Raw genomic sequence first — 1,760 nt, forward strand, 5'->3', positions numbered from 1 at the left:
ATGGACGCGGTACAGAAAGCCAAATCCGGTCATCCGGGAGCCCCGATGGGTATGGCTGACATTGCCGAAGTCCTGTGGCGTGATTTCCTGAACCACAACCCGAACAACCCGGCCTGGGCCGACCGCGACCGCTTTGTGCTCTCCAACGGCCACGGCTCGATGCTGATTTACAGCCTGCTGCACCTCACCGGTTATGACCTGCCGATATCCGAGCTGAAAAACTTCCGCCAGCTGCATTCCAAAACCCCGGGCCACCCGGAAGTGGGCTACACCGCCGGTGTGGAAACCACCACCGGTCCGCTGGGGCAGGGCATTGCCAACGCCGTGGGCATGGCGATTGCCGAGAAGACTCTGGCGGCGCAGTTCAACCGTCCGGGCCACGACATCGTTGACCACTTCACCTACGCGTTCATGGGCGACGGCTGCATGATGGAAGGCATTTCTCACGAAGTGTGCTCCCTGGCCGGTACCCTGAAACTGGGTAAACTGGTGGCGTTCTATGACGACAACGGCATCTCCATCGACGGCCACGTTGAAGGCTGGTTCACCGACGACACCGCTGCCCGTTTCGAAGCCTACGGCTGGCACGTGGTGCGCGGCGTGGACGGCCACGATGCTGACGCCATTAAACGCGCCGTGGAAGAAGCGCGCGCCGTCACCGACAAACCGTCCCTGCTGATGTGCAGAACCATCATTGGTTTCGGCTCGCCGAACAAACAGGGCACCCACGACTCCCACGGTGCGCCGCTGGGCGACGCGGAAATCGCCCTGACCCGTGAGCAGCTGGGCTGGAAACACGCGGCCTTTGACATCCCGTCTGAAATTTATGCCCAGTGGGATGCGAAAGAAGCCGGTCAGGCGAAAGAGTCCGCGTGGAACGGGAAGTTCGCCGCGTACGCGAAAGCCTTCCCTGAGCAGGCCGCTGAATTCACCCGCCGTATGAAAGGCGAGATGCCGGCTGACTTTGATGCGAAAGCCAGCGAGTTCATCGCGAAACTGCAGGCTAATCCGGCGAAAATCGCCAGCCGCAAGGCGTCGCAGAATGCGATTGAAGCTTTTGGTCCGCTGTTGCCTGAGTTCCTCGGCGGCTCTGCGGACCTCGCGCCGTCTAACCTGACCCTGTGGTCCGGCTCGAAAGCGATTAACGAAGACACGGCGGGTAACTACATCCACTACGGCGTGCGCGAGTTCGGCATGACCGCGATTGCCAACGGCATCGCCCTGCACGGCGGCTTCCTGCCGTACACCTCCACCTTCCTGATGTTCGTCGAGTACGCGCGTAACGCGGTGCGTATGGCGGCCCTCATGAAGCAGCGCCAGGTGATGGTCTACACCCACGACTCCATCGGTCTGGGCGAAGACGGTCCGACGCACCAGCCGGTGGAGCAGGTGGCTTCCCTGCGCGTGACCCCGAACATGTCCACCTGGCGTCCGTGCGACCAGGTTGAATCTGCCGTTGCGTGGAAATACGGCGTGGAGCGTCAGGACGGCCCGACCGCGCTGATTCTGTCGCGTCAGAACCTGGCGCAGCAGGAGCGTACCGAAGAGCAACTGGCGAATATCGCCCGCGGTGGTTACGTACTGAAAGACAGCAACGGCCAGCCGGAGATTATCTTCATCGCCACCGGTTCTGAAGTGGAGCTGGCGGTTGCGGCATGGGAGAAACTGACTGCCGAAGGCGTGAAGGCGCGCGTGGTGTCCATGCCGTCCACCGACGCGTTCGACAGGCAGGATGCAGCTTACCGTGAATCTGTGCTGCC

1 protein-coding gene is annotated in these 1,760 nt (G+C 61.9%); it reads left to right on the forward strand.

What is annotated here, in order from left to right; genetic code table 11:
* On the forward strand, positions 1 to 1,760 hold a 1,760-nt coding region (gene tkt, locus KXR87_RS23480), incomplete at both ends, for a transketolase (RefSeq protein WP_437434578.1).

Origin of the sequence: Yokenella regensburgei, from assembly GCF_051486985.1 — a bacterium.
In the GTDB taxonomy this organism is placed as follows: Bacteria; Pseudomonadota; Gammaproteobacteria; order Enterobacterales; family Enterobacteriaceae; genus CBFFRJ01.